The 18,017-nt window shown below is 64.7% G+C and carries 21 protein-coding genes; 11 read left to right on the forward strand and 10 right to left on the reverse strand.

Annotated elements, in window-relative coordinates:
- Positions 1-69: 69 nt before the first annotated feature.
- Both POF53_RS12075 and prlC read right to left on the reverse strand, forming a co-directional pair.
- Positions 70-348, reverse strand: coding sequence for a YheV family putative zinc ribbon protein (locus POF53_RS12075; protein WP_110736062.1), 279 nt, complete (start codon positions 346-348; stop codon positions 70-72).
- The gene (prlC, locus tag POF53_RS12080; protein ID WP_498967854.1) at positions 345-2,432 is read right to left on the reverse strand and encodes an oligopeptidase A; all 2,088 of its coding nucleotides are present in this window, start codon (positions 2,430-2,432) and stop codon (positions 345-347) included. Before prlC ends, POF53_RS12075 begins: the two co-directional genes overlap by 4 nt.
- 66 nt (positions 2,433-2,498) lie before the next feature.
- Between prlC and POF53_RS12085 the strand changes: the two genes are divergently transcribed.
- Both POF53_RS12085 and POF53_RS12090 read left to right on the forward strand, forming a co-directional pair.
- Complete coding sequence (locus POF53_RS12085; protein ID WP_232855458.1) at positions 2,499-3,047, forward strand: gamma carbonic anhydrase family protein; 549 nt, start codon at positions 2,499-2,501, stop codon at positions 3,045-3,047.
- Positions 3,048-3,150: 103 nt separating this feature from the next.
- Entirely contained in the window at positions 3,151-3,798 is a 648-nt protein-coding gene (locus tag POF53_RS12090; protein WP_498967857.1) for an HAD family hydrolase, read from the forward strand.
- A 57-nt stretch (positions 3,799-3,855) separates the two neighbouring features.
- Here POF53_RS12090 and POF53_RS12095 read toward each other — a convergent pair whose 3' ends face one another.
- Complete coding sequence (locus tag POF53_RS12095) at positions 3,856-4,896, reverse strand: aminopeptidase (RefSeq protein WP_498967858.1); 1,041 nt, start codon at positions 4,894-4,896, stop codon at positions 3,856-3,858.
- A 139-nt stretch (positions 4,897-5,035) separates the two neighbouring features.
- Between POF53_RS12095 and POF53_RS12100 the strand changes: the two genes are divergently transcribed.
- Together POF53_RS12100 and POF53_RS12105 are read left to right on the forward strand one after the other, a co-directional pair.
- The gene (locus POF53_RS12100; protein WP_254463949.1) at positions 5,036-5,455 is read left to right on the forward strand and encodes a PA0061/PA0062 family lipoprotein; all 420 of its coding nucleotides are present in this window, start codon (positions 5,036-5,038) and stop codon (positions 5,453-5,455) included.
- A 55-nt stretch (positions 5,456-5,510) separates the two neighbouring features.
- Positions 5,511-5,924: a PA0061/PA0062 family lipoprotein gene (locus tag POF53_RS12105; RefSeq protein WP_203649181.1), complete on the forward strand. Its 414-nt coding sequence runs from the start codon at positions 5,511-5,513 to the stop codon at positions 5,922-5,924.
- Between the two features lie 137 nt (positions 5,925-6,061).
- Here the strand turns inward: POF53_RS12105 and POF53_RS12110 are convergent, their stop codons facing one another.
- On the reverse strand, positions 6,062-6,295 hold the full coding sequence (locus POF53_RS12110) for a DUF1161 domain-containing protein (RefSeq protein ID WP_498967861.1): 234 nt from the start codon (positions 6,293-6,295) through the stop codon (positions 6,062-6,064).
- A 75-nt stretch (positions 6,296-6,370) separates the two neighbouring features.
- On the reverse strand, positions 6,371-6,796 hold the full coding sequence (locus tag POF53_RS12115) for an OsmC family protein (RefSeq protein ID WP_498967863.1): 426 nt from the start codon (positions 6,794-6,796) through the stop codon (positions 6,371-6,373).
- A 152-nt stretch (positions 6,797-6,948) separates the two neighbouring features.
- Here POF53_RS12115 and POF53_RS12120 point away from each other — a divergent pair, with 152 nt between their 5' ends.
- Positions 6,949-7,953, forward strand: a complete 1,005-nt coding sequence (locus POF53_RS12120) for an LLM class flavin-dependent oxidoreductase (RefSeq protein ID WP_203649187.1) — start codon at positions 6,949-6,951, stop codon at positions 7,951-7,953.
- A gap of 99 nt (positions 7,954-8,052) precedes the next feature.
- Here the strand turns inward: POF53_RS12120 and POF53_RS12125 are convergent, their stop codons facing one another.
- Positions 8,053-8,274 carry a DUF1161 domain-containing protein gene (locus tag POF53_RS12125; RefSeq protein WP_110736077.1) on the reverse strand — a complete coding sequence of 74 codons (222 nt, stop codon included), beginning with the start codon at positions 8,272-8,274 and terminating at the stop codon, positions 8,053-8,055.
- Positions 8,275-8,376: 102 nt separating this feature from the next.
- Entirely contained in the window at positions 8,377-8,592 is a 216-nt protein-coding gene (locus tag POF53_RS12130) for a dodecin (RefSeq protein ID WP_011531496.1), read from the reverse strand.
- Between the two features lie 150 nt (positions 8,593-8,742).
- Between POF53_RS12130 and POF53_RS12135 the strand changes: the two genes are divergently transcribed.
- Positions 8,743-9,066, forward strand: a complete 324-nt coding sequence (locus POF53_RS12135) for an ElaB/YgaM/YqjD family protein (RefSeq protein ID WP_498967866.1) — start codon at positions 8,743-8,745, stop codon at positions 9,064-9,066.
- Here the strand turns inward: POF53_RS12135 and POF53_RS12140 are convergent.
- Positions 9,063-9,959: a LysR family transcriptional regulator gene (locus tag POF53_RS12140; RefSeq protein ID WP_498967868.1), complete on the reverse strand. Its 897-nt coding sequence runs from the start codon at positions 9,957-9,959 to the stop codon at positions 9,063-9,065. The two genes, POF53_RS12135 and POF53_RS12140, sit on opposite strands and share 4 nt — an antisense overlap.
- A gap of 214 nt (positions 9,960-10,173) precedes the next feature.
- Here POF53_RS12140 and trpB point away from each other — a divergent pair, with 214 nt between their 5' ends.
- Together trpB and trpA are read left to right on the forward strand one after the other, a co-directional pair.
- A complete protein-coding gene (trpB, locus tag POF53_RS12145) occupies positions 10,174-11,391 on the forward strand; it encodes a tryptophan synthase subunit beta (RefSeq protein WP_498967870.1) in 1,218 nt (405 codons plus the stop codon).
- Positions 11,388-12,197 (forward strand): tryptophan synthase subunit alpha, encoded by an 810-nt coding sequence (gene trpA / locus POF53_RS12150; RefSeq protein WP_203649191.1) that lies wholly within the window; start codon positions 11,388-11,390, stop codon positions 12,195-12,197. Before trpB ends, trpA begins: the two co-directional genes overlap by 4 nt.
- A 119-nt stretch (positions 12,198-12,316) precedes the next feature.
- Here the strand turns inward: trpA and POF53_RS12155 are convergent, their stop codons facing one another.
- Entirely contained in the window at positions 12,317-12,649 is a 333-nt protein-coding gene (locus POF53_RS12155; protein ID WP_203649193.1) for a DOPA 4,5-dioxygenase family protein, read from the reverse strand.
- Between the two features lie 160 nt (positions 12,650-12,809).
- The gene (locus tag POF53_RS12160; protein ID WP_232855453.1) at positions 12,810-13,706 is read right to left on the reverse strand and encodes a choline sulfate utilization transcriptional regulator; all 897 of its coding nucleotides are present in this window, start codon (positions 13,704-13,706) and stop codon (positions 12,810-12,812) included.
- 108 nt (positions 13,707-13,814) lie between these two features.
- On the opposite strand from POF53_RS12160, the gene betC reads away from it, so the two are divergent.
- The 3 genes from betC to POF53_RS12175 all read left to right on the forward strand — a co-directional run bounded on the left by betC (position 13,815) and on the right by POF53_RS12175 (position 17,985).
- On the forward strand, positions 13,815-15,332 hold the full coding sequence (betC, locus tag POF53_RS12165; RefSeq protein WP_498967873.1) for a choline-sulfatase: 1,518 nt from the start codon (positions 13,815-13,817) through the stop codon (positions 15,330-15,332).
- Positions 15,333-15,346: 14 nt separating this feature from the next.
- Complete coding sequence (choX, locus tag POF53_RS12170; RefSeq protein WP_232855451.1) at positions 15,347-16,270, forward strand: choline ABC transporter substrate-binding protein; 924 nt, start codon at positions 15,347-15,349, stop codon at positions 16,268-16,270.
- A 149-nt stretch (positions 16,271-16,419) separates the two neighbouring features.
- A complete protein-coding gene (locus POF53_RS12175) occupies positions 16,420-17,985 on the forward strand; it encodes a SulP family inorganic anion transporter (RefSeq protein WP_498967875.1) in 1,566 nt (521 codons plus the stop codon).
- Positions 17,986-18,017: the final 32 nt, after the last annotated feature.

Here is an 18,017-nt window from a genome sequence, read left to right on the forward strand (position 1 = left end):
CCCGGGGGGGGGGGGGGGGCGCGGCCCCCCCCCCCCCCCCCCCCCCTGGCCCGCAAAGCGGGCCCAGGCTTACTCCGGCTTCTTCAGCTTCGGATTGGGGAAGAACTGCACGGTCTGCACCTTGGCCGGCGCCGCCTTGGGCGCCAGGTGGTTGACCCGGGTGCCCAGCTCCGAGGGTACCGACAGGCCCTGTTCGTTCAGGGTGTCGGTGAACCCGCAGGCCACGCACTCGCGGTGCGGCACGCCGTCCTCGTTCCACATCATCAGCTTGTCCATCTCACTGCACGCCGGGCATACCGCCCCGGCGATGAAACGTCGCTTGCTCTTGCTCACGGCTACCTCGCTCATGCCGCCGCGTCCTCGGTGAGGCCACTGTGGCGCAGCAATGCATCGATGGAAGGCACACGGCCCCGGAAGTCGACGAACAGCACCATCGGCTCGCGGGAACCGCCACGGGCCAGGATGGCTTCGCGGAAGGCACGGCCGGTCTCGGCGTTCAGCACGCCTTCTTCCTCGAAGCGCGAGAAGGCGTCGGCCGACAGCACTTCGGCCCACTTGTAACTGTAGTAACCCGCCGCGTAACCGCCGGCGAAGATGTGCGCGAAGCTGTTGGGGAAGCGGTTGTAGGCCGGCGGGCGCATCACCGAGACCTCGTCGCGCACGCCTTCGAGCACCTGCAGCACGCCGCGGCCGTCGCCGTGGGTGGCGTGCAGCTCGAAGTCGAACAGCGAGAACTCCAGCTGGCGCACCATCATCATGCCGGACTGGAAGTTCTTCGCCGCCAGCATTTTGTCCAGCAGGTCCTGGGGCAGTGGTTCGCCGGTCTCGTAGTGGCCGGAAATCAGCGCCAGGCCCTCGGGCTCCCAGCACCAGTTCTCCATGAACTGGCTCGGCAGCTCCACGGCGTCCCAGGCCACGCCGTTGATGCCGGACACGCCGGCATGCTCGATGCGGGTCAGCAGGTGGTGCAGGCCGTGGCCGAACTCGTGGAACAGGGTGGTGACTTCGTCGTGGGTCAGCAGCGCCGGTTTGCCGGGCGTGGCCGGGGTGAAGTTGCACACCAGGTTGGCCACCGGGCTCTGCAGCGAGCCGGCGGCGGTGCGGCGATGATCGCGGGCGCCGTCCATCCAGGCACCGCCACGCTTGTTGGCGCGGGCATAGAGGTCGAAGAAGAAGCGCCCGACGTGCTGGCCGTTTTCCTTGATCTCGAACAGGCGCACGTCCGGGTGCCAGCTGTCGAAGCCCTTGAGCTCGGCGATCTCGATGCCGTACAGGCGCTGGACGATGGCGAACAGGCCGGTCAGCACCTTGTCGATCGGGAAGTAGGCGCGCAGGGCTTCCTGCGACACGCTGTAGCGCTGCTCGCGCAGCTTCTCGCCGAAGTAGCCGGCGTCCCAGCTGGCCAGCTCAGGGGTACCCTGCTCGGCGGCGTAGGCCTTGAGCTGTTCCAGGTCCTGGGCAGCGAACGGCTTGGAACGCTTGGCCAGGTCGCGCAGGAAGCTCAGCACCTGGTCGCTGGACTCGGCCATCTTGGTGGCCAGGCTCAGCTCGGCGAAGTTCGGGTAGCCCAGCAGCTTGGCCAGCTCCTGACGCAGGTCGAGGATCTCTTCCATTACCGGGCCATTGTCGAACTGGCCGGCGTTCGGCCCCTGGTCGGAGGCGCGGGTGCAGTAGGCGGCATACAGCTCTTCGCGCAGGGCGCGGTCGTCGGCGTAGGTCATCACCGCGTAATAGCTGGGGAATTCCAGGGTGATCAGCCAACCGTCGAGGCCCTTGGCCTGGGCGGCGGCGGCCATCTGCGCCTTGGCCGAGTCGGTCAGGCCGGCGAGGGCGGCCTCGTCGGTGACGTGCTTGGTCCAGGCCTGGGTGGCATCGAGCAGCTGGTTGGAGAAGCGGCTGCCCAGCTCGCTGAGCTTGCTCTGCACTTCGGCGTAGCGCTGCTGCTGGTCGGCCGGCAGGTCGATGCCCGACAGGCGGAAGTCGCGCAGGGCGTGGTCGATGATGGTCTTCTGCGCCACGTCGAAGCCTGCGGCCTCGGGGCTGGCGGCCAGGGCTTCATAGGCTTCGAACAGGGCGCGATTCTGGCCCAGTTCGGTGGAATAGGCGCTCAGGGCCGGCAGGCACGACTCGTAGGCCTCGCGCAGCTCCTGGCTGTTGCACACCGCATTGAGGTGGCTGACCGGGCTCCAGGCGGCGCCCAGGCGGTCGTTGAGTTCGTCCATCGCCAGCACCAGGCCGGCCCAGGTCGGGTTCTTGCCCTGCTTTTCGAGGATCTCGGCGATGGCCTTGCGGTTGTCGGCGAGGATCTGCTCGATCGCCGGCAGCACATGCTCGGCGCGGATTGCCGAGAAGGGCGGCAGATCATGGGACTGCAGCAGCGGGTTGTTCGCACTCACGGTTCGGGTACCTTGGCAGGAGAAACACGGGACCATCTTAATTACAATCGACGCCGACCGCAGCAGGCAGCCTGCCTATCGGCATTGCAGAGGAACACTATCATGGCCCTCCGGACCTTCCAGCAACACACGCCGAAAGTGGGAGCACGGGCCTTCGTCGACCGCTCGGCGGTGGTCATCGGCGACGTCGAGATCGGCGAGGACAGCTCGATCTGGCCGCTGACCGTGGTACGCGGCGACATGCACCGCATCCGCATCGGCGCGCGCACCAGCGTGCAGGACGCCAGCGTGTTGCACATCACCCACGCCGGGCCGTTCAACCCCGACGGTTTTCCGCTGATCATCGGTGACGAGGTGACCATCGGTCACAAAGTCATGCTGCATGGCTGTACCCTGGGCAACCGCATCCTGGTCGGCATGGGCAGCACCCTCATGGACGGCGCCATCGTCGAGGATGAAGTGATCATCGGCGCCGGCAGCCTGGTGCCGCCGGGCAAGCGCCTGGTCAGCGGCTACCTGTACATGGGCAGCCCGGTGAAGCAGGTGCGCCTGCTGAGCGAGCAGGAACACGCGTTCTTTGCCTACAGTGCCGGCAACTACGTGAAGCTCAAGGACCAGCACCTGGCCGAAGGCTACGACCAACCGCAATGACGCCATCGCGGGGCAAGCCCGCTCCCACAGATCTTGCACACAGCCTGTGGGAGCGGGTTTACCCGCGAAGCAGTCGACCCAGAATTCGAGCGGAATCCATTACATGCACCAGCAGAACATCCTCTTCGACCTCGACGGCACCCTGACCGACCCGCGCTCAGGAATCACCCGCTCGATCCAGTACGCCCTGGCCAAGCTGGGCATCGACGAGCCGGACCTGACCCGCCTCGAGCACTTCATCGGCCCGCCCCTGTTGCAGGCCTTCATGCAGTTCTATGGCTTCGACGAGGCCAAGGCCTGGGATGCGGTGAACTTCTACCGCGAGCGCTTCAAGGTCACCGGGCTTTACGAGAACCTGGTGTTCGACGGCGTGCCCGAGCTGCTGCAGGCGCTCAACGGCCAGGGACGCACCCTGTATATCGCCACTTCCAAGCCGTGGGTGTATGCCCGCGAGATCGCCCGGCATTTCGAGTTCGACCAGCACTTCAAGGTGATCTACGGCAGCGAGCTGGACGGCACCCGCACCAACAAGGTCGAGCTGATTCGCCACCTGCTGGATGAAGAAGGGCTCGCCCCGGCACAGACCCTGATGATCGGTGACCGCAAGCATGACCTGATCGGTGCGCGCAGCAATGGGTTGCAGGCTGTGGCGGTGGGCTATGGGTTCGGCAGCCGGGAGGAACTGGAGGCCGAGGCGCCAGCGTTCCATTTCGAGACACTGGCCGAGTTGCACCAGGCCTTTACGCGCTGACCTCTTCGCGGGGCAAGCCCGCTCCCACGCTGTCCTCTGTCCCACGCTGGCAGCTGATCATGGCGTGGGAGCGGGCTTGCCCCGCGATGGCATCAGACGCTCCAACTGTGCCTTGCGCCTATCAATGGGCATCCGACCCAATTCTTCGACTCGCTGGTAAAACCTCAACCAATCCCCACCAACATCCTTGAACAACTGCGAAAACGCCGGAACCCACTGATCATAAAGCCCAAAAGGCAACAACTTGGCATTGTTCAATGGCGCAAAGATCCAGGCATCGAACCGCCGATCCCCGCCCCAATCCCGATCCCGCACCTCGCGGTATTCCCGGCGCAACCGCTCGAACTCAACCTGCTTGGCCGCCCGTTTGCTCGCCTCATCCAACGGCCCGGCATAGATCGCCTGCAACCGCTCGCGGCTGGCCAGCACCAGCCGGGTGAACTGCTCGCGCTGCCTGGCGCCAGCCTCGTCGATGGCTGCCAAGCCACGTGCCGCGCGCCATTGCCGGGTGCCCTCCTGTTCGACGAACGAGGCGAACGACTCGTTGAACTCGGTATCGTCCTGCACGTAGAAGCGCTGGTGCGCCAGCTCATGGAAGATCACCGTGGCCAGGCGCTCATCCCCCCAGCCGGCCATGGTCGACAGAATCGGGTCATCGAACCATCCCAGGGTGGAGTAAGCCTCCACGCCTCCCACATAGACATCCAGGCCTTCCTGGCGCATCAACGCCGCCGCGCCGCGGGCCGCGCCCTGCCGGTAGTACCCTCGATAAGCCACGCAGCCGGCGATGGGGAAGCAATGGGTCACCGGCTGCAACGACAGCTCAGGTGTCGCGAACACATTCCACACCACATACGGTCGCCCCAAATCGGCGTAGACCCGGTAACTGCCGTTGTCCGGCAACTTCAACTGCGAGCTGGCAAACGCCCGGGCCTTTTCGGCAAACGACAGGCGCTGGCGCAGCACCGGGCTGGTGGCCGGATCCTCGATCACCCGATCCAGCGGCTGGCGCGCCCGCAACAACTGCCACTGGCCTTCGGCCAACTGGCCGTAATAGCCCACGCTGGAGCAACCGCTCAGCAGGACGCCCAGCGCCACGGGAACCAACCGGGTGAAAACGCGGTCCAGAGCCCGACGGCTGCAGCGCATGAAAAGAAAAAGTCCAAACATCGAGGCTGTCTATCTCGCTCGTCGGCCGAATGCGACCAAGACTATCTCGCCAAGGGGAAGCTTCGCCATGCGTACTCTGCTGTTTGCCGCCGGCACGCTCGTGCTGCTGTCCGGTTGTGCCTCATTCCTGCCGCGCGCCGACCCGAACCAGGCCTGGATCGACCTCGCCCCGGGTGACAACGACTCGCTGCACGCCCTGCAGGTCGATGAGCGCGACTGGGCCGACACCCGCTATTTCCAGGTGCAGCCCGGCAATCATGAGCTGACCGTGCGCTACCAGTTCACCGTGACGCCCAGCAACATCGGCCCGGTGGACGAGCCGCTGTGGCGCGACTGCCAGCTCAATCTCAGCTACAAGGACTTCACCGCCGGGCAACGCTACCAGATGCAGGCGGGCAGCATCGGTTTCCGCCCCTGGATCAAGCTCTACGACCAGCAGCAGAAACTGATCGGCCAAGGTGAGCCGGCAGGCTGCCAGCGCACCTGAACCCTGCGAACGGCGCTATGCTTGTAACCTGTGAACCGCGAGCGGGAGTTTCACCATGCGCCAGCCCATGATGCTGATGGCCCTCAGTGCACTGGGGGCGTGCGCCAGCCCCTTGCCGCCCGTAGACCCAGGCAAGGCCTGGGTCGATCTCTACACCATCACCCCCGGCAGGACCATCATGGCCGACCGCCTCGACGGCCAGCGCCTGGATGACGGTCGCTACTTCCAGGTGACGCCGGGCAAGCACGAACTGGTGGTGCGCTTTGACTACGAGATCCATTCCGGCGGCTTCAGCACCGACCCCACCGAGCGAACCTGCTATCTCACCGTGCGCTACAACGACTTCAAGGCCGGCCAGCGTTATCGCCTGGAGGCACGGGCCCCGGCGATGCAACCGCAGGTGCTGCTGTACGACGCCAACCGCAAGGTGGTGGTCAACGAGCCGAGCAACGTGACCTGTATTCCCTAGGACTCACAGCCATTCGCCTGGAGCGGCCTTGTGTCGCGATAGGGACGCCAGGATTTCAGCATCAAACAAAAATCACCGGTGCTGCTGCGCAGCCCCATCGCGGCACAAGGCCGCTCCTACAGAGGTGGAAGCCGGCCTTACCTATCGTTCTTCTGGTAGATGATCTTCCTCGTGCCGCCATCGCAGCTGCCCACGATCATGTTCTGATCGCGGACTTCGCTGTTAGGCACGATCTCCAGCGTGTAGGAGGTCACCCCGCGCGCCTGGATCTTCGCTTCGATCTCGGCCTTCAGTTCCTCGCACGGCTTGGGCGCGGCCAGTGCGACCGTGGCGAGCAGGGAAGCCAGCACACCAATTGCTACGCGGATCATGGAACGGCTCCTGAGACAGGGCAGACGAGCTGCCAACGCTGTTTAGACTACAGGAAACCGCCGCCGTTGCGCCGCCTAGGAAAGCAGGGTGGCGTCCAGGCTGATAGTCGCGTTCAGTACCTTGGAGACCGGGCAACCCGCCTTGGCCTTGTTGGCGATCTCCTTGAATTGCGCTTCGCTGGCACCCGGCACTGCTGCCTTGAGCGTGAGGTGCACGGCGGTAATGGCAAAGCCGTCGGCCTGCTTGTCGAGACTCACTTCGGCAACGGTATCGATACGTTCCGGGGTGAAACCCGCCTCGCCCAGCATCATCGACAGCGCCATCGAGAAGCACCCGGCATGGGCGGCGCCGATCAGCTCCTCCGGGTTGGTCCCGGGGCTGCCCTCGAAGCGGGTGTTGAAGCCGTAGGGCGCCTGCTTGAGCGCGCCGCTTTCAGTGGAAATCTGGCCTTTGCCGTCCTTCAGACCACCTTGCCAGACCGCCGATGCTGTCTTTTTCATGCTGCCTCCCGGACATGGGTTGGGTATGTACAGTTCTGAGGACTGGGCCTGCGCCAAGTTCAGATCAATCTGCAGGCAGGCATTGAATCCGCCGAATATGCCCATACAGAGTTCGCAAGGCCCTTGGCCAATCACCTGAAGCGGAGGCTCCAATGACGCACCTGCGAGACCTGAAGATATCCACCCTCGACCTGGTGCCCGTGCGCGCCGATGGCAGCCCGGCGCAATCGCTGCACAACTCGCTGGACCTGGCCCGGCACGCCGAACGCTTTGGCTACAACCGCTTCTGGGTCGCCGAACACCACAACATGGACGGCATCGCCAGTTCGGCCACCGCCGTGCTGATCGGCTACCTGGCCGGTGGCACCTCGACCATCCGCATCGGTTCCGGCGGGGTGATGCTGCCCAACCATGCGCCGCTGGTGATTGCCGAGCAGTTCGGTACCCTGGCCAGCCTGTACCCTGGCCGTATCGACCTGGGCCTGGGCCGCGCCCCGGGTTCCGACCAGATGACCGCCCGCGCCCTGCGGCGTGAACGCTCCGGCAGTGCCGACGACTTCCCCGACGATGTCGAGGAACTGTCACGCTACCTCGGCCCGCGTACCGATGATCAAAAAGTGATCGCCGTGCCCGGTCACGACACCGAGGTGCCGATGTGGCTGCTCGGCTCCAGCCTGTTCAGCGCCCAGCTGGCCGGCATGCGCGGCATGCCCTATGCCTTCGCCTCGCACTTCGCGCCACGCTACATGCACGAGGCGATCCGCATCTACCGTGACCATTTCAAGCCGTCCACCACGCTGGACAAGCCTTACGTGATGCTCGGCATCCCGATGGTGGTGGCCGAGACCGACGAAAAGGCCGAGTACCTGGCGACGTCGGTGTACCAGCGCATCCTTGCGCTGATCCGTGGCCAGAGCCTTATGCAGCGCCCGCCGGTCGAAAGCATGAATGGACTATGGCTGCCCCATGAGCGCGATGCGGTGAGCAGCTTCCTGGGCCTGGCGATGATCGGCAGCCCGCAGAAGGTGCGGGCGAAGGTGGAGGTGCTGCTGGAACAGACCGGGGCGGATGAGCTGATCTTTACCAGTGATCTTTATGAGCATGCCGACCGGATCAGGTCCTATGAGCTGATGGCGCAGGCCCTCAAGACCGAGTGATCTTCTTCGCGGGTAAACCCGCTCCCACAGGTACCTCACTGACCTTGATAACAGTGGAATACCTGTGGGAGCGGGCTTGCCCGCGAAGAATCCAGCGCATCAGCCACGGCGGTAGACAATCTCCTTGGTCCCGCCCTCGCAGGTGCCGACCACCTTGCCCGCCGGATCGCCCTTGTTGACGATCTCCAGCGTATAGCCCTTCACCCCCTTGGCATCCAGCTTCGCCGCAATCTCCGCCTTGAGCTCCTCGCACGGCTTGCCCGCCGCCAGCGCGCCGCCGGCCAATGCCATCAGCCCCACGGCCAGAATCAACTTCTTCATCGATCGCTTTCCTTGTACAGATCAAAGACGAAAAGGGCGCGAAGCTCGCGCCCTGCAACCTTATTACCCGATCAGGCCGGGCAAGCCTAGCCCAGCTTCGTTTCAGCTGTTGGCGATGCGAAAGCCCACCTTCAGCGTCACCTGGAAGTGCGCGGCCTTGTTGTCGCGGATGTGCCCGCGGGTATCGACCACCTCGAACCACTCCAGGTGCTTGATGCTCTTGCCGGCCTCGGCCAGGGCATTGTTGATCGCTTCTTCAATGCTGGTGGGGGAGGATCCGACCAGCTCGATCTTCTTGTAGGTGTGATGATCCGACATGAGTGCTCTCCTTGGTTGGGTAGTCCGTTGAGCCTAGCAGCGCAGGCCCGGTTTACCTGCGAGCGATCGCCGCAGGAGAAAGTTCGACTGCACTTTCCCACTGCCGCGCAGTCGCACTCCTTACAGCCCATACCGCGAAGGAGAGTCAACATGCCACGCAATTCCCTGCGCCAAGCCTCCCTGGAAAGCATGGAAGCCGAGATCGAAAGCCTGCTCAAGACGCTGGAGCACCTCAAGCACGATGCCTCGGAGGAGTCGCACAAGACCATGAAGGCGCTGCGCGGCAATGCCGAAAACGCCCTCAAGCATTCACGCAGCCTGCTCGGTGACGCCTACGAGGAAGTGAAGACCCGCACCCGCCAGACCGGTGTCGCCACCCGCGACTATGCCCAGGAACACCCTTGGACCACCGTCGGTGTGGCAGTCGGCGCCCTCGGCCTGCTGGCCGCCTACCTGATGTGCCGGCGCAGCTAGCCGGCCTGCTGTTGCAGCTCCCGGCGCAGCCATTGCGCCAGCTGCTCGGCGCGCCCGTCCGCGGCGCGCCGGGGCACCCACAGGGCCAACGCGGCGCGGGTCGGTGAGAAGCCCCATGGCGCAGCCAGCCGCCCGGCCTTCAGGTCGTCCGCCACCAGCGGTTGTGGCGCGATGGCCACGCCAAGCCCTGCCACCGCCGCCTCCAGCAGGTAGTACAAATGCTCGAATGCCTGGCCGTAACTCAGCGCGCCGGGCTCGATGCCATGCTGCTGCGCCCAGGTCGGCCAGGCCTGTGGCCGCGAGGTCGTGTGCAACACCGCCTCTCGTTGCAAAGCCACGGCTGGCGCGGCTTTCAAACGATCGAAGCCTTCGAAGTGCGGGCTCATCACCGGGCCGATCCGCTCTTCGGCGAGCACATGCACCTGCATGTCCGCCGGCCATGGCGGTTCGGCATAGACCAGCAGGGCATCCAGCCCCGGGCGGCGAGGATCGAGATCGCCTTCGCCAGCTGAAAGGTGCAGGCGCAACTCCGGCAGGTCAGCTTTCAAACGTCCCAGGCGCGGGATGAACCAGCGCGCCAGCAGGCTGCCGGAACAACCGAGCACGAAGGGCGCTTCGTCGGCATCGCGGGAAAGCTCGGCACAGACACTGCGCAAGCGGTCGAAGGCCTCGAAGCTGGCATCACGCAGGCGCACCCCGGCATCTGTGAGTTTGACGCCACGACCGTCCTTGGCGAACAGGGCCACGCCCAGATGCTCCTCAAGCACCTTGATCTGTCTGCTGACGGCGCCATGGGTGACGTGAAGTGCTTCGGCAGCCTGGCTGACACTGTTCAGCCGGGCGGTCGCCTCGAAGGCCCGCAGGGCGTTGAGGGGGGGAAGGTCCTGGGCCATTTGACTTGTGAGTTTTCCTGACAGGTTTTCGCAATCTTATCGGTTTTCAGCCGGGCATGTCATGGGTAGAGTAAAGCCCATCGACCAGTGTCGGCCTCTTCGCAGGCAAGCCCGCTCCCACAGATTCCAAGTGCGACGCCGTACCTGTGGGAGCGGGTTTACCCGCGAAGAAGCCAGCACGATCCCAACCCATACACCGCTTATGGAGCGCCCCATGACCCAGACCCAATACCGCGCCGGCCCCGATGCCAACGGCCTGTTCGGCTCGTTCGGCGGCCGCTACGTGGCCGAAACCCTGATGCCCCTGGTGCTGGACCTGGCCCGCGAATACGAAGCCGCCAAGGCCGACCCCAAGTTCCTCGAAGAACTGGCCTACTTCCAGCGCGACTACATCGGCCGCCCCAACCCGCTGTACTTCGCCGAGCGCCTGACCGAGCACTGCGGCGGCGCGAAGATCTTCTTCAAGCGTGAAGAGCTCAACCACACCGGCGCGCACAAGGTGAACAACTGCATCGGCCAGGTGCTGCTGGCCAGGCGCATGGGCAAGAAACGCCTGATCGCCGAGACCGGCGCCGGCATGCATGGCGTGGCCACAGCCACCGTCGCCGCGCGCTTCGGCCTGCCTTGCGTGATCTACATGGGCGCCACCGACATCGAGCGTCAGCAGGCCAACGTGTTCCGCATGAAGCTGCTGGGCGCCGAGATCGTCCCGGTGACCGCCGGCACCGGCACGCTCAAGGACGCCATGAACGAGGCCCTGCGTGACTGGGTCACCAACGTCGACGACACCTTCTACCTGATCGGCACCGTGGCAGGTCCCCACCCGTACCCGGCGATGGTCCGCGACTTCCAGTCGATCATCGGCAAGGAAACCCGCGCCCAGTTGCAGGAGAAGGAAGGGCGCCTGCCCGACAGCCTGATCGCCTGCGTCGGCGGCGGCTCCAACGCCATGGGCCTGTTCCACGACTTCCTCGATGATGCCAGCGTGCAGATCATCGGCGTCGAAGCCGGCGGCCACGGCGTGCACACCGACAAGCACGCGGCCAGCCTGAACGGCGGCGTGCCGGGCGTACTGCACGGCAACCGCACCTACCTGCTGCAGGACGACGACGGCCAGATCACCGACGCCCACTCGATCTCGGCAGGCCTGGACTACCCCGGCATCGGCCCGGAGCATGCCTACCTGCACGAAGTGAAGCGCGTGGAGTACGTCAGCATCACCGACGACGAGGCCCTCGACGCCTTCCACGCCACCTGCCGCCTGGAAGGCATCATCCCGGCGCTGGAAAGCTCCCACGCCCTGGCCGAGGCGATCAAGCGCGCGCCGAAGCTGCCCAAGGACCACCTGATGGTGATCTGCCTGTCCGGTCGTGGTGACAAGGACATGCAAACCGTGATGAACCACATGGCCGCCCAGGAGAAACAGGCATGAGCCGTCTCGAACAACGCTTCGCCGAACTGAAGGCCGAAGGCCGCTCGGCACTGGTCACCTTCGTCACTGCCGGCGACCCGGGCTACGACGCTTCGCTGGAGATCCTCAAGGGCCTGCCAGCGGCCGGTGCCGACGTGATCGAACTGGGGATGCCGTTCACTGACCCCATGGCCGACGGCGTGGCCATCCAGCTCGCCACCCTGCGCGCCCTGGAAGCCGGCCAGACCCTGGCCAAGACCCTGCAGATGGTTCGCGAATTCCGTGTGGATAACCAGACCACACCGATCGTACTGATGGGTTACTACAACCCGATCCACCGTTTCGGCGTGGCGCAGTTCGTCGCCGAGGCGAAGGAAGCCGGCGTCGATGGCCTGATCATCGTCGACCTGCCACCGGAGCACGACGCCGAGCTGGCCACTCCGGCCCAGGCCGCGGGTATCGACTTCATCCGCCTGACCACCCCGACCACCGACGATGCGCGCCTGCCGCGCGTGCTGGAGCGCAGCTCCGGGTTCGTCTACTACGTGTCGGTGGCCGGTGTGACCGGTGCCGGTTCGGCAACCACCGAGCATGTGACCGAGGCCATTGCACGCCTGCGTCGGCATACCGATCTGCCGATCAGTGTTGGCTTTGGTATCCGCACGCCCGAACAGGCCGCAGCCATTGCCCGTTTGGCCGATGGCGTGGTGGTGGGTTCGGCGCTGGTCGACAAGATCGCCCAGGCCAAGGATGCCGGACAGGCAGTGAAGGATGTGCTGAGCCTGTGCTCGGCACTGGCTGAAGGCGTGCGCGCCGCCCGGGCCTGATCCGCGTCGCCTGCTTCGCGGGTAAACCCGCTCCCACAGTAATGGTGTGATCCTGAGAGTTTCACCTGACCTGTGGGAGCGGGTTTACCCGCGAAGAGGCCCGCACAGGCAACAACGATCTACTCTTTGAAAATCGACAGATCCAACGGCCTGATCGCCCCCATCCAGATCGCATGATCGCGGTGATCCGCCAGCTCATCCCCGGTTTCCGGGTGCAGGAACACCACCAGCCCATTGCGATACAGCGCCAGCCACGGCAGCACCACGCCGACCAATTCCGGCCCGAAGGCCAACTGGCAGCTCCAGTCCGGGTGCGGCCCGACCGGCTTCTGGTGCATGCGCCCCATGGTCACGGAGAACAGGCGCGCCGCCTCCTCGCACAGCTCACGGGCCTGTTCCATGGTCGATGCGTCGTAGTACACGTGGGCGTGATAGCCCTTGATCCTTTGCACAGTGGCTCCTGATTACAGTAATACGAACATCTGGAAGTCTACGCCATCCCTGTAGGAGCGGCCTTGTGCCGCGAAAGGGGCGCGAAGCGGCCCCAGATTATGGCAATCCCGCAACACTACCGGGGCTGCTTTGCAGCCCTTTCGCGACACAAGGCCGCTCCTACATGCGCTCCAGCTCCAGCCAATCTACGAACCGCTGGATCAGCGCCCCGCGTCGTTTGCGCGGCGGCAGCACTACGTAATACCCGCGCTCCGACCGCAGACTGCCTTCCATAGGCCGACACAACAACCCTTGCTCGACCAGCCCATCAACCAGATGTGCCCAACCGATGGCCACCCCTTGCCCGGCAATCGCGGCCTGAATCAGCAGCGTGTAGTTATCAAACCGTAGCTGCCCGGACGGAGGCGGGCTGTCCACACCAAGACCACGAAACACCCCCGCCCAATCGAACCAGCGACTGGCCTGCTCGCCCTTCAGATGCAGCAAGGGCAATCGTTGCAAAGCCACGGCTGACAAGGGTTTGCCATGAGCCAGCCGCGGACTGCAGACCGGGAAGACCTCCTCGTCGAACAACCAGCGGCTCTCACCCTGGTGAAAGCGCCCATCGCCAAACAGCACCGCCACATCGATGTCCGGGCGCAACATCCCCTGGCTGCGCTCGCCGGTGACCAGGCTCACATCCACCTGTGGATTGGCCTCGTGAAAGCGTTGCAAGCGCGGCATCAGCCAGAACGCCGCGAAGGCGAAGTCGGTGGCCACCTGCAACACCTCGCGCTGCCCGCGGCCACTGGCCTGGGCAACACCCTCGTCCATGGCCTGCAACCCTTGATGCACCTGTTCGAACAGCAACTGGCCCGCTTCGGTCAGCTCGATGCCCCGGTAGATGCGATCGAACAATCGCGTCCCCAGCCGCGCCTCCAGGCGCTTCACCTGCTGGCTCACCGCCGGCTGCGTGGTGCCCAGCTCCAGGGCAGCGGCAGTAAAGCCACGCAGACGTGCGGCGGCCTCGAATACACGCAGGGCATCGAGGGACAGTTCCGCAAGGTGCTCAAACATAAGCTTGGCTAATCCCAGTCATTGCCCGACGTGGGCTTTACCCACGTTATCCACAGCACCATGCTGGATTGCAAGCGTTCTCCATAACCCTCGACGATGGAAGTAACCATGAAGCAACCCAACATACTGTTCATCATGGCCGACCAGATGGCCGCGCCGCTGCTGCCGATCTACACCCCGTCGCCGATCAGGATGCCCAACCTGGCGCGCCTCGCCGAGCAGGCCGTGGTGTTCGATTCCGCCTACTGCAACAGCCCGCTGTGCGCCCCCTCGCGCTTCACCCTGGTCAGCGGCCAGTTGCCCAGCCGCATCGGCGCCTATGACAACGCCGCCGATTTCCCCGCCGATATACCGACTTACGCCCACTACCTGCGCCGCCTCGGCTACCGCACCGCGCTGTCGGGCAAGATGCATTTCTGCGGCCCGGACCAGTTGCATGGCTATGAGCAAAGACTGACCAGCGACATCTACCCGGCCGATTACGGCTGGGCGGTGAACTGGGACGCCCCCGACGAGCGCCCTAGCTGGTACCACAACATGTCCTCGGTGTTGCAGGCCGGACCCTGCGTGCGTACCAACCAGCTGGATTTCGACGAAGAGGTGGTGTTCAAGGCACGCCAGTACCTCTACGACCACGTGCGCGAAGACGATGGCCGGCCCTTCTGCCTGACCGTGTCGATGACCCACCCGCATGACCCGTACACCATCCCCAAACGCTACTGGGATCTCTACGAGGCGGTGGATATCCCGCTGCCAGGCGACGTGATCACCCAGTGTCAGCAAGACCCTCACTCGCAACGTCTGCTCAAGGTCTACGACCTGTGGGACAAGCCGCTGCCCGTGGACAAGATCCGCGATGCCCGCCGCGCCTACTTCGGCGCCTGCAGCTACATCGACGACAATATCGGCCTGCTTGTGCAGACGCTGGAAGACTGCGGCCTGGCCGACGACACCCTGATCGTCTTCTCCGGCGACCACGGCGACATGCTTGGCGAGCGCGGGCTCTGGTACAAGATGCACTGGTTCGAGATGTCGGCGCGGGTGCCGTTGCTGATCCACGCGCCCAAACGCTTCGCACCAGCGCGGGTCAGCGCCAGCGTATCCACCTGCGATCTGCTGCCGACCCTGGTCGAGTTGGCCGGCGGCGCTGTGGATAACACCCTTCATCTGGACGGCCGCTCGCTGCTCGGCCACCTGCAAGGGCAGGGGGGCCATGACGAGGTGATCGGCGAGTACATGGCCGAAGGCACCGTCGGCCCGCTGATGATGATCCGCCGCGGCGCATACAAGTTCGTGTACAGCGAGGACGACCCCTGTTTACTCTACGACCTGAGCCGCGACCCGCACGAGCGGGAGAACCTCACCGGCAGCCCGGAGCACCAGGCGCTGCTGCAGGCATTTGTCGATGAAGCACGCCAGCGCTGGGATATCCCCAGCCTGCGCCAGCAGGTGCTGGCCAGCCAGCGCCGCCGCCGCCTGGTGGCCGAGGCGCTGGCCATCGGCACGCTGAAAAGCTGGGACCACCAACCCCTGGTGGACGCCAGCCAACAGTACATGCGCAACCACATCGATCTCGACGACCTCGAGCGCAAGGCACGTTATCCACAGCCCGCACCCCTGGATTGAGAAGAGAGGCCGCCATGCAGAAGTTCTCCACCGCCGTGCTCGCCCTGGCCCTGAGCCTGGGCACGGCCCACGCCGCCGACGGCGACGCGCAATGCAGCACCGTGAAGCTGGCCGACCCCGGCTGGAGCGATATTGCCAGCACCAACGCTGTCGCCCGCCTGCTCCTGGAAAGCCTGGGTTACCAGGTGAAGATTGACAGCCTGGCCGTGCCGATCATCTACGGCGGCCTCAAGGATGGCCGGGTGGATGCCTTCCTCGGCAACTGGATGCCGGCGCAGCAGGGTTTTCATGACAAGTTCATCGCCAATGGCGACGTGCAGCAGTTGGCGCGCAACCTGGAGGGCACCGAGTTCACCCTGGCGGTGCCCGATTATGTGTGGGAGGCCGGCGTGAAGGACTTCGCCGACCTGCACAAGTACGCCGACAAGTTCGACAAGAAGCTCTATGGCATCGGCTCCGGCGCGCCGGCCAACCTGTCGCTGAAGGAGATCATCGACAAGAACGACTTCGAGCTCGGCCAGTGGAAGCTGGTCGAGTCCAGCGAGCAGGCGATGTTGGCCCAGGTGGATCGGGCAGTGAAGAAGCAGCAGTTCATCACCTTCCTGGGTTGGACCCCGCACCCGATGAACGTGAAGTTGAAGATGCATTACCTCACGGGTGGCGAAAAATGGTTTGGCAGCAAAGGTGATGTGTACACGCTGACCCGCAAGGGATATCCACAGGTGTGCCCGAATGCGGCGAAGTTGCTGGGCAACCTGACGTTCACGCTGGATATGGAGAACAGCATCATGGCCGAGGTTGTGGATAAGAAGGTGAGCTTTGATGAGGCAGCCAGGGGTTGGGTGAAGGCCCATCCACAGGTGCTTAATGCCTGGCTCGCGGGGGTGACCACCAAAGCTGGCGGGGATGCAGCAGAAACGGTCAAAGCCAAACTCTGATTTTTGTCTGTTAGGCTGCCGGGGCCGCTTTGCGGCCCTTTCGCGGCACAAGGCCGCTCCTACAGGCGAGCGCGAATCCCTGTAGGAGCGGCCTTGTGCCGCGAAACGAGGGCAAAGCCCTCGCCAGCGATACTGAACAGGAATGACGCATGTCTCGTCTTACCCACCTGCTGCCCTTCCTCACCTGGCTCCCCCGCCAATCGGGCCGCAGCCTGCGCCAGGACATGCTGGTGGGCCTGAGCGGCGCCATCCTCGCCCTGCCGCAATCTATCGCCTACGCCCTGATCGCCGGCCTGCCCGCCGAGTACGGCCTGTACGCCGCCATCGTGCCGGTGCTGGTCGCCTGCCTATGGGGCTCTTCCTGGCACCTGATCTGCGGCCCCACCGCCGCTATCTCCATCGTCCTGTACGCCAGCATCAGCCCACTGGCCGTGGTCGGCAGCGCCGACTACGTGACCCTGGTGCTGCTGCTGACCTTTCTCGGCGGCATCTTCCAACTCTTGCTGGGGCTGCTGCGCTTCGGCGCGCTGGTCAACTTCGTCTCCCATTCGGTGGTGCTGGGCTTCACCCTCGGTGCCGCCGTTGTCATCGCCCTGGGCCAATTGCCCAACCTGCTGGGCCTGGACCTATCTAGCCAGGCCACGGCTCTGAAGACCGTGCAGGAATTGGCCGGTCATATTGGCGAGGTGGACATGCCATCGCTGGTACTCGGACTGAGCACCCTGGCGATTGGTGTTGTATTGAAGCTGTGGCGTCCACGCTGGCCTAGCCTGTTGATAAGTCTGCTGCTGGTCAGCCTGGCGGCTTGGCTGTTGCCCGGCGTGTTCGGCCATGTGCCACGCGTGCCTGCTTTCATCGGCCAGTTGCCACCGCTCAGCCCACTGCCGCTACTCGATGTGGAACTGATGCTGCGCCTGCTGCCCAGCGCCGTGGCCATCGGCATGCTTGGGCTGGTCACCAGCCTGTCCATCGCCCGCTCCCTGTCCGCGCGCTCCGAGCAACTGATCGACGCCAACCAGGAGATCCGCGCCCAGGGCCTGTCGAACATCATGGGGGCATTGTTCTCCGGCTACCTGTCCTCCGGCTCCTTTACCCGCTCCGGGCTCAGCTACGACGCAGGCGCCCGCTCACCGTTGGCCGGGGTGTTCTCGGCGCTGTGGGTGGCGCTGTTCGCGGTCGCTGGTGCCGGGCTGATCGCCCATCTGCCGATCCCGGCAATGGCAGGCAGCATCCTGCTGATCTGCTGGGGGCTGGTGGACCATCGCGGCATCCGCGCGCTGTTCCGGGTCAGCCGCTCGGAGTTCCTGGTGATGGCGCTGACCGCCGCCGCGACCCTGCTGCTGGAGCTGCAAACGGCGATCTACGCCGGGGTGCTGGCATCGCTGTTCTTCTACCTCAAGCGCACCTCGAGGCCGCGAGTGCAGCAGAGCCGGGAAGGGGAGGCGGACGTGTTGCGGGTGGGCGGGTCGATCTTCTTCGGCGCGGCGCATTACCTGCAGGTGCGCTTGCAGCGCTGCCAGGGGCCGCATGTGGTGATCGATGCGCGACAGGTGAACTTCATCGACTATTCGGGTGTGGATATGTTGCACCGCGAGGCGCGGCGGTTGATGCGCAATGGCGGTAGCCTGACGTTGCAGCGGGCACGGCCGCAGGTGATCGAGGAGTTACAGAAGCTGGAGGGGGTGGAGCAGTGTCCGATCCGGTTCGATGATTGACCTTTTAGATCCTGGGGCTGCTTTGCAGCCCT

The organism is Mitsuaria sp. RG (assembly GCF_028369275.1).
Taxonomy (GTDB): domain Bacteria; phylum Pseudomonadota; class Gammaproteobacteria; order Pseudomonadales; family Pseudomonadaceae; genus Aquipseudomonas; species Aquipseudomonas peradeniyensis.

Coding starts and splice junctions, on each gene's coding strand:
- POF53_RS12075 (WP_110736062.1), bottom strand. CDS start 348: ATGAGCGAGGTAGCCGTGAGCAAGAGCAAGCGACGTTTCATCGCCGGG.
- prlC (WP_498967854.1), bottom strand. CDS start 2,432: ATGGTCCCGTGTTTCTCCTGCCAAGGTACCCGAACCGTGAGTGCGAAC.
- POF53_RS12085 (WP_232855458.1), top strand. CDS start 2,499: ATGGCCCTCCGGACCTTCCAGCAACACACGCCGAAAGTGGGAGCACGG.
- POF53_RS12090 (WP_498967857.1), top strand. CDS start 3,151: ATGCACCAGCAGAACATCCTCTTCGACCTCGACGGCACCCTGACCGAC.
- POF53_RS12100 (WP_254463949.1), top strand. CDS start 5,036: ATGCGTACTCTGCTGTTTGCCGCCGGCACGCTCGTGCTGCTGTCCGGT.
- POF53_RS12105 (WP_203649181.1), top strand. CDS start 5,511: ATGCGCCAGCCCATGATGCTGATGGCCCTCAGTGCACTGGGGGCGTGC.
- POF53_RS12110 (WP_498967861.1), bottom strand. CDS start 6,295: ATGATCCGCGTAGCAATTGGTGTGCTGGCTTCCCTGCTCGCCACGGTC.
- POF53_RS12115 (WP_498967863.1), bottom strand. CDS start 6,796: ATGAAAAAGACAGCATCGGCGGTCTGGCAAGGTGGTCTGAAGGACGGC.
- POF53_RS12120 (WP_203649187.1), top strand. CDS start 6,949: ATGACGCACCTGCGAGACCTGAAGATATCCACCCTCGACCTGGTGCCC.
- POF53_RS12125 (WP_110736077.1), bottom strand. CDS start 8,274: ATGAAGAAGTTGATTCTGGCCGTGGGGCTGATGGCATTGGCCGGCGGC.
- POF53_RS12130 (WP_011531496.1), bottom strand. CDS start 8,592: ATGTCGGATCATCACACCTACAAGAAGATCGAGCTGGTCGGATCCTCC.
- POF53_RS12135 (WP_498967866.1), top strand. CDS start 8,743: ATGCCACGCAATTCCCTGCGCCAAGCCTCCCTGGAAAGCATGGAAGCC.
- POF53_RS12140 (WP_498967868.1), bottom strand. CDS start 9,959: ATGGCCCAGGACCTTCCCCCCCTCAACGCCCTGCGGGCCTTCGAGGCG.
- trpB (WP_498967870.1), top strand. CDS start 10,174: ATGACCCAGACCCAATACCGCGCCGGCCCCGATGCCAACGGCCTGTTC.
- trpA (WP_203649191.1), top strand. CDS start 11,388: ATGAGCCGTCTCGAACAACGCTTCGCCGAACTGAAGGCCGAAGGCCGC.
- POF53_RS12160 (WP_232855453.1), bottom strand. CDS start 13,706: ATGTTTGAGCACCTTGCGGAACTGTCCCTCGATGCCCTGCGTGTATTC.
- betC (WP_498967873.1), top strand. CDS start 13,815: ATGAAGCAACCCAACATACTGTTCATCATGGCCGACCAGATGGCCGCG.
- choX (WP_232855451.1), top strand. CDS start 15,347: ATGCAGAAGTTCTCCACCGCCGTGCTCGCCCTGGCCCTGAGCCTGGGC.
- POF53_RS12175 (WP_498967875.1), top strand. CDS start 16,420: ATGTCTCGTCTTACCCACCTGCTGCCCTTCCTCACCTGGCTCCCCCGC.